This is a genomic window from Maribrevibacterium harenarium (genome assembly GCF_006385675.1).
Taxonomy (GTDB): Bacteria; Pseudomonadota; Gammaproteobacteria; order Pseudomonadales; family Marinomonadaceae; genus Marinomonas; species Marinomonas harenarium.
Genome location: NZ_VFRR01000077.1, coordinates 1 through 5,678, shown reverse-complemented (window position 1 = coordinate 5,678; position 5,678 = coordinate 1). Strand labels below are relative to the sequence as shown.

The 5,678-nt window shown below is 47.2% G+C and carries 7 protein-coding genes; 2 read left to right on the top strand and 5 right to left on the bottom strand.

Annotated elements, in window-relative coordinates; translation table 11 throughout:
- Nucleotides 1-163: 163 nt before the first annotated feature.
- Entirely contained in the window at nt 164-1,339 is a 1,176-nt protein-coding gene (locus tag FJM67_RS16840; protein ID WP_181161541.1) for a PAS domain S-box protein, read from the bottom strand.
- Between the two features lie 89 nt (nt 1,340-1,428).
- Nucleotides 1,429-2,175: a response regulator gene (locus tag FJM67_RS16835; protein WP_140591819.1), complete on the bottom strand. Its 747-nt coding sequence runs from the start codon at nt 2,173-2,175 to the stop codon at nt 1,429-1,431.
- Nucleotides 2,176-2,571: 396 nt separating this feature from the next.
- Between FJM67_RS16835 and FJM67_RS16830 the strand changes: the two genes are divergently transcribed.
- The gene (locus FJM67_RS16830) at nt 2,572-3,801 is read left to right on the top strand and encodes a TIGR03862 family flavoprotein (protein WP_140591816.1); all 1,230 of its coding nucleotides are present in this window, start codon (nt 2,572-2,574) and stop codon (nt 3,799-3,801) included.
- The gene (locus FJM67_RS16825; RefSeq protein WP_140591813.1) at nt 3,798-4,127 is read left to right on the top strand and encodes a Rieske (2Fe-2S) protein; all 330 of its coding nucleotides are present in this window, start codon (nt 3,798-3,800) and stop codon (nt 4,125-4,127) included. Before FJM67_RS16830 ends, FJM67_RS16825 begins: the two co-directional genes overlap by 4 nt.
- A 12-nt stretch (nt 4,128-4,139) precedes the next feature.
- Here the strand turns inward: FJM67_RS16825 and FJM67_RS16820 are convergent, their stop codons facing one another.
- The 3 genes from FJM67_RS16820 to FJM67_RS18020 form a co-directional block, all read right to left on the bottom strand.
- Entirely contained in the window at nt 4,140-4,892 is a 753-nt protein-coding gene (locus FJM67_RS16820) for a CLCA_X family protein (protein WP_140591811.1), read from the bottom strand.
- 116 nt (nt 4,893-5,008) lie between these two features.
- On the bottom strand, nt 5,009-5,293 hold the full coding sequence (locus FJM67_RS16815) for a helix-turn-helix domain-containing protein (protein ID WP_140591808.1): 285 nt from the start codon (nt 5,291-5,293) through the stop codon (nt 5,009-5,011).
- Entirely contained in the window at nt 5,286-5,576 is a 291-nt protein-coding gene (locus FJM67_RS18020) for a type II toxin-antitoxin system RelE/ParE family toxin (RefSeq protein WP_140591805.1), read from the bottom strand. Before FJM67_RS18020 ends, FJM67_RS16815 begins: the two co-directional genes overlap by 8 nt.
- Between the last annotated feature and the right edge of the window lie 102 nt (nt 5,577-5,678).

Sequence of the window (5,678 nt, the reverse complement as noted above, 5' to 3'; positions counted from 1 at the left end):
GCTACTCTCGAAGCGAAAGCAATCTAGGTCTGTAGCGCAATCAGAAGGCGCAGAATCTAAGATGGTGTCCCATACCTCGGGGGTAAGTGCCCGGCTGTAAGCTTGGAGCGCTCACAGCCGGGAACACTGTTCGCCCGGCGATATGGAATATTTTTCCATACAACTAGGAACGGTGGTGAGTACGTACGTCTTTGGGGACTAAAACCTCGATATATTGGCTTTCCAGTTCCCCCTCTGTGTAACCAAACATGTCTCGAGCGGCGCCATTGGTCATGACAATGCGGGCTTCGCGATTGACTACAACAATACCAGTAGAAAGGGAGGAGAAAATATTACGAAAACGCTCTTCTTCAAATCGATGCCGGTTACGACGCTGCCGTCGGGTAAGCTCATAGGTTCCCCCACCGAGGATAAGAATCGTGGCTAACATCCAAGCGAACGCCCAAGAAAAATAATTTTTCCGTAAAGCCCAAACTGTCTCTTCTGGAACTTCTACCAGGATAGTGGCGAAGTTATAAGCACCATATACACCAAACACTCCCATTTCTGGATGCGTGATAATGAGGCGTTGCCAGTACCAATAATCACCGCGGTCTAGGTACTCTCCCATATCATTGTTTTGCACCAGACGAAACATTTCTGGATGAGAGCTAGCCAAACCTTCTTGATGCTGTAATTGACTTGCCCATGCTTGTTCAGGATGTTCACTGTAAGACCAATCGCCAACATTATTCGCCAAATATAGCTCTATCGGCATGGCGGCAAAGCCTAGCTTTACCATTTTGAGCACTTCTTCAGCTTCTACGTTGACAATGAGATAGACTTTTTCACCGTGATACATCAGAGGCAATCGAGTGGCTAAACGAAAAGTTGGACGTAACGGCTGCTCGACTTGTCCACGTTCTATATTGAGATCAATGGTACTGAGATAGACTTGACCATCATTGAGGCGACGCATCTCATCCATGTAAGGACGATAATTTACATTAATCAGATCAACCGCCGCCGTTTCAATAATTTCTCCAGTGCTGCGGTGCTTATCAATACGAGATATTTCTTGGCCACCTTCACTAATCAGGCGTAATTGATAGACGTGCCAGTTGCGGGTCAAAACACTGCGAAATACATGGTGATGGGCCCATTGATGGGGAGAAAATTCCGATAATTCAGTGTGTGATAAGTACTGAACTTCCGAACGTAAGCTCATCAAAATATTAATATCTTGAGCGATCTGATCGCGTAAATTTTCGGCCTTTAACTCCATAATATGGCGCGCATCACTGCCGATCTGATCAACCCGATTGCCCACCAAAAAATGCGCAATAAGAGCCGATGCCATGACCAGGAAAGAAAGAAAAACGCCCCCTAGACTTATATAAGCTAAAGTTCGCCTACGACTCCTCTGCTGGGGCACATCCATCTTAGCCCCTACCATTCCAACAGGGCTCGTACTTGGCTGCCGTTACCAAGATATTCTACCTTAGTGAAACTAAAGCCATTCGCCGTGGCAATGCCACGACCGTGCAGATCGAAGGCTCGCTCTGGATCAAATGTCATATATTTTTGCCAGTTAAAACCCGCACCTTGATCGGTTACTTCCAAAATCCAGCTACGCTCACCACGAATTAAACAGCCATGGGCGACACGGTCTTGATATTCTGGTGAGGCGAGGCGGCGCTCGATCTCCCCAGCCCATTCGCCGCTCTCCATCAAGGCACTTTTTTCCGCGTAGCTGATGCCAAGATTGCCATGCTCTACAGCGTTTAGCAGGAGTTCCCAAATGCCGGTACTGACTTTGGCAGGATCGGGGTAAAACGAACTCAAGTAAGCAGACAATGCTTTTACATCCTCTACGGTTCTGAAAGCGAACTCCAATCGCGTAGTGAGTGCCATACATGAAAGCGCATTGTCACGCTGCTGCTCTAACTGGGTTAGCATGCGTGCGTGTTTTACCGCTTCTTCCACGATGGAAATCAGCACCTTACGCTGTACCGGTTTGGTCAAATAGTAGTAAGCGCCTAGATCGATGCCTTTTTGGATACTAGCAGGAGAGGTATCACCGGTTTGAATAATCACAGGTAAAGATTGAAAGGTGTCGATAGCTTTGATTTTTTCCAGAAATTCGTAGCCACTCATGCCAGGAAGGTTTAAATCCAGCAGTACCGCATCGACCACCACTTCGCCAGAAGTAATAGCCTCTCATGCCGATTCAGCTGTAGCAAAACTAGATAGCTGATAATCACTCAAAGCTATCTGCATAAATTGCACGCTAATCGGTTCGTCTTCTACCAGTAAAATATGTTTCATTCGTCCCTCAATTCAGCAACAGTCTCAACCGATCAAATCTAATTCACTTGGTGTAGATAGTCGGCGGATATACACACTATAGTTTAATTTTTACTAATTATTCACTTAGATAGACAAAAGAATATGGGCATTGTGCTGTGTTTCTGTAAGTAACTATTGCTGTTTTTGACCATCTGTTTACATTTCGACAGATTTGTCTCCCTATGATCGGCAGAATGACGCTTTTCCAGTATCATGCAGCCAAATTTGCAATGGGGTGAAGTAATGAAACAAGTTGTCGTGGTAGGTGCTGGGCCAGCAGGTCTCATGGCGGCCGAGGTCATCCAAAACGCTGGATACCAAGTGACAGTGTACGATGCCATGCCAAGCGCTTGTCGCAAGTTTTTGCTTGCTGGAGTTGGGGGTATGAATATTACCCACTCCGAAGATTTCGATCCTTTTTTAAGCCGATACTACGATAAAGCCGAATGGCTCAGACCCAGTTTAACGGCCCTGCCAAATACCGCCCTGTGTGATTGGATTCACGGCCTTGGGATTGATACCTTTGTTGGCACCTCTGGACGTATTTTCCCTACGGATATGAAAGCAGCCCCCCTATTACGTAACTGGCTAAAACGCTTAAAAGAGAGCGGAGTGACCTTTCAGATGCGTCATAAATTGATCAAGATGGATGCCGATCAAACCCTATATTTTCAACATTATGAAGAGACCATTAGCGTTAAAGCAGATGCCGTTGTACTGGCATTAGGTGGTGCCAGTTGGCCCAAGCTCGGCGCTGATGGCAGTTGGCAATCATGGCTACCAAGTCTCAATGTGGACGTAGCTCCATTAGTCAGTACCAACTGTGGTTTTATTGGGAATTGGAGTGAGTATTTACAAACTAAGTTTGAAGGGGCGCCACTAAAAGACGTTAGCTTCTCTGTTATGCTGCCCGACGGGGAAAAGATCACCAAAAAAGGGGAAGCCATTGTCACCAAAACCGGTATCGAAGGTAGCTTGGTTTACGCTTTTTCCAAATATTTACGTGACCAAATTATAGCCTCCGGCACTGCTCATTTAATTGTGGATTTGATTCCAAGTTTAACGCCAGCACAAGCGCTTGACCGGCTTAGTAAGCAAAAGCCTAAAGAGTCCTTCGCCAAATACCTCAAGCGTACCTTGAAAATTGACGGGGTGAAGTTAGCCCTACTCCACGAAAGTTACGTTAAAACAGACTTTCAAACCGCTGCGCAATTGGTCAGCTGCCTAAAAAACATCAAACTCACACTTACCGCTACCAAACCTATCGATGAGGTTATCTCTAGTGCCGGCGGAGTCTGTGAAAACGCTGTGAACGAAGATTTTATGCTAACCGCATTGCCTGGCGTATTCTGTGCTGGGGAAATGCTAGACTGGGAAGCCCCTACTGGGGGTTACTTGCTGACTGGGTGTTTTGCGACCGGCAAGCACGCCGGTGAAGGTGTAGTCACTTATTTACAGGAGCAAAGCGAATGAGCTGGATCTGTACCGATATTAATGTGAACGAAATTGAAGAAACCGGGCGGGGCTTTTATCTCAATGATACTGAGTATGTTTGTATCCCCGTCGCGGGGGAATATCATGTTTATATCAACGCCTGCCCCCATTTCGGCAGTCGTTTAGAGTGGATGCCAAACTACTTTTTAGATGGCAAACGCCAATACATTCAATGCTCCCGCCACGAGGCTTTATTCGAAAAGCATACTGGTCTTTGCATACAAGGCCCCTGTGAAAAGGAGTCGTTGAGTAAAGTTGCTGCTGAGGTACGTGCCGGCGTTTTGTGGATCAAGCTGGACGACTGACTGATTTTGTTGTCACTGCTGTTGCTGTGCTGATTGCCGCATCACCGCCTGACCCAATGCCGCAAAGTAAAGGTGAAAGGCTTCATTGATCTTTTGGCGCTGGCTACCACTCGGGTATAAGCCTGCTTTGGCCTCGTCGGAGTATAAGGTTCCCTTCACTAAAAAACGACTGTGTGGGCAGGCATCTTCAATAAAGGCTTCAAAAGCTCGGGCGCAAAGCTCTTCCGGTTTTGCGTAGTACAGCACTCCAAGACGCCGATCCGTCAGTTTCGAATGGGAAAAAAGCGTACTAGGCGAGCTGCCATCTTCATCCAATATAATGGCAGCGAAACATTGGGCTAATCTCTGGTTTAGGGCATGCTCTATGATCGGTTTGTCGTGCAGCCACAGTTTAGAAGCAAAACTATGGTCACCTGCCTCCTGAAACATTTTGCTACCCATATAGTGGTCGAAAGCATGAAACCATTCATGGGCCAAACTGCCCGCCCCAGCATTTTTGGCCAACGCCAACTTTCGCTCTAGCGGAGAGTAATGGGCACTGACACCAAGCCGCCCACCTTTGCCAAACTGCAACCCGAGCTGACCACGCAGAGAGATAACCTCCTCCGGCACCGCTAACGCCATCATAAGATCTTGCAGGGCACCGTGAAATTGCGCTGCGGCTTTATCCCGCTCGGCATCGCTCACCCAACGCCCCATTTCGATACTGCGAAAATGGTATTGGCGACGAACGTGGACAAAGCTGATGGGCGGCATTGGTAACATGGGCTGTGTTTAGCTGATTGAAGGAAGTTTCTTTGCCCCAAGAATCATCAATAACATGGGACTAGAAGACATAAATACCGCGTTTGACCTGATAAAGAATAGCGAAAATGAAGCTACTAGCCTAACGCCCTCATCACTGCTTGAGGCTCTTTCGCAACAACATTAAGCAGTGCCAAGGCCGGACCGTGGGGCTTTCGATCACCACGTTCCCAATGTCGAAGTGTCGAGACGCTGATGCAAAATTTTGATGCAAACTCCATCTGCGTCAAGCCTAGCTGATGACGTATTTTCGCCACATCAACTTCTGGTGAACGGTGTGTTTTTGCGGCGACGGCTTTTCCATTATTCAAATCTATCGCTTCCTGGAGTCCCTGAGCGATGCTATCGAATGCACTAGTCATATTGCTTCTCCAATGCTGTTTTAACCAAAATTGAGACTAACTGAGAAAGCGCATTACGGTCAGATTTTGACAAGTTAGCCCTTTCATTTTTACCAAACATTGTTAGCAGATAAAGTGGTATACGTTCATCGTGGTAGTAGTAAATAACCCGAACACCACCGCTTTTCCCCTTACTCCCTCGACTCCAGCGAAGCTTTCTAATCCCTCCTGTACCGTTCCTAGTTGTATGGAAAAATATTCCATATCGCCGGGCGAACAGTGTTCCCGGCTGTGAGTGCTCCAAGCTTACGCTCGGGCACTTACCCCCGAGGTATGGGACACCATCTTAGATTCTGCGCCTTCTGATTGCGCTACAGACCTAGATTGCTCTCGCTTCGAGAGTAGC

Bases quoted from the DNA above. Each gene is read 5' to 3' on its own strand.
- FJM67_RS16815 (WP_140591808.1), bottom strand. From the start codon at position 5,293: ATGACTAGTGCATTCGATAGCATCGCTCAGGGACTCCAGGAAGCGATA.
- FJM67_RS16825 (WP_140591813.1), top strand. From the start codon at position 3,798: ATGAGCTGGATCTGTACCGATATTAATGTGAACGAAATTGAAGAAACC.
- FJM67_RS16820 (WP_140591811.1), bottom strand. From the start codon at position 4,892: ATGTTACCAATGCCGCCCATCAGCTTTGTCCACGTTCGTCGCCAATAC.
- FJM67_RS16830 (WP_140591816.1), top strand. From the start codon at position 2,572: ATGAAACAAGTTGTCGTGGTAGGTGCTGGGCCAGCAGGTCTCATGGCG.
- FJM67_RS16840 (WP_181161541.1), bottom strand. From the start codon at position 1,339: ATGGCATCGGCTCTTATTGCGCATTTTTTGGTGGGCAATCGGGTTGAT.